2 protein-coding genes and 1 pseudogene are annotated in these 1,529 nt (G+C 64.9%); all 3 read left to right on the plus strand.

All coding sequences use genetic code 11. From position 1 onward, the window contains the following. Positions 1-364 (plus strand): annotated as a pseudogene (locus DI276_RS50955) (ABC transporter substrate-binding protein); the annotation flags it as partial. Then, complete coding sequence (locus DI276_RS17440; protein ID WP_112264544.1) at positions 364-1,284, plus strand: amino acid ABC transporter permease; 921 nt, start codon at positions 364-366, stop codon at positions 1,282-1,284. The pseudogene DI276_RS50955 and the gene DI276_RS17440, both read left to right, overlap by 1 nt. Further along, positions 1,281-1,529, plus strand: a 249-nt coding sequence (locus tag DI276_RS17445) for an ATP-binding cassette domain-containing protein (RefSeq protein ID WP_157984766.1), incomplete at its 3' end; no start/stop codon positions are given. The genes DI276_RS17440 and DI276_RS17445, both read left to right, overlap by 4 nt.

Consider the following 1,529-nt stretch of genomic DNA (forward strand, 5'->3'; position numbering starts at 1 on the left):
CCAGCTCAACGAGAAGGACTGCACCAGCAAGGGCAAACCGGCCATCACCGGAGTCACTTTGCCGAGCGTCAACGACTCGCTGACCCAGCTCGCCTCCAAGCGCCTCGACGCCGTGATGTACGACTTCACCTCGCTGTCGTGGACGGCCAAGCGGCAGCCGAACGTACTGGAAGTGCTGCCAGAAAGGGTGGTCACGGCGAAGGTGAACGTGGCACTGCCCAAGGGTTCCGCGCTGACCCCGGCGATCCAGGCGGCGATCCAGTCCATCATCGACAGTCCCAAGTACGCCGAAGCGCTCGACCGATGGGGCTTCCAGAGCCTCGGCATCGAGACCGCGGCGATGGCCGTACCGCTGGGGCAGTGATGTCGACGACCACGATCGATTCGCCGGCCGGGAGCCGGGCACCGGAACTGTTGCCGGAGCGCAAGAAGCGGATCACGCCGAAACGTCCGCGCGACTACCTCAGCTGGGCCGTCGCGATCGCGGTCGTCGCCGCCCTGGTCTACACGACGGTGACCAACGAGAACTACGGCTGGCCGGTGGTGTTCAGCTACTTCACCACTGAGTCCATCTTGGACGGTCTGGTCCTCACCCTGGTCCTGACGGTGGTCAGCATGGGACTGGGCGTGCTGCTCGGGTTGCTGCTCGCGATCATGCGGATGTCGCACCAGACACCGATCTCCGGCCTGGCCACGCTCTACATCACGTTCTTCCGCGGCACACCGGTACTGGTGCAACTCATCTTCTGGTTCAACATCGCCGCGCTCTACCCGAACGTCTCCATCGGCATCCCCTTCACCGACATTTCCACCCCGGTGGACGTCAACGCCCTGATGACTCCGCTCACCGCGGCCATCGTCGGCCTGACACTCAACGAAGCCGCCTACATGGCGGAAATCATCCGCGGTGGGTTCGCCTCGGTGAACCGTGGCCAGCACGAGGCCGCGGACTCGCTCGGCATGCGCGGCTTCACCAGGCTCCGCCACGTGATCATCCCGCAGACCATGCCCGCGATCATCCCCGCCACCGGCAACCAGGTCATCGGCATGCTCAAAGGCACCTCACTGGTCAGCGTGCTCGGCGTCGCCGAACTGCTCAACAGCGCGCAGTCGATCTACGCCCGCACCTACCAGACCATCCCACTGCTCATCGTCGCCAGCCTCTGGTACCTGATCATGACCCTCGCACTCAGCGTGCCCCAGTCCATGATCGAACGCCGCTTCTCCCGCTCCACCCGCCGGCAGGCCGCAGTCACCACCGCGACAAAGGAGTCGCTGCTGTGAAAGCCGACGGAACCATCGTCGCCCGCAAGCTGCACAAGAGCTTCGGACATCACGAGGTGCTGCGGGGCATCGACCTGTCCGTCGCTGCGGGCGAGATCTCGTGCATCATCGGCCCGAGCGGGTCCGGGAAGTCGACACTGCTGCGCTGTGTCAACGGATTGGAGACCGTCGACCGCGGCGTGCTGCGGGTCAACGGCGAGGACTTCGGCTACGTCGAGAAGGACAACGCCTACCACGCCGTACGC

It is taken from the genome of Lentzea terrae, assembly GCF_003265345.1.
Taxonomy (GTDB): Bacteria; Actinomycetota; Actinomycetes; order Mycobacteriales; family Pseudonocardiaceae; genus Lentzea; species Lentzea terrae.

Excerpts from the sequence above, each read along its gene's own strand:
- DI276_RS17440 (WP_112264544.1), top strand. The coding sequence starts at position 364 with ATGTCGACGACCACGATCGATTCGCCGGCCGGGAGCCGGGCACCGGAA.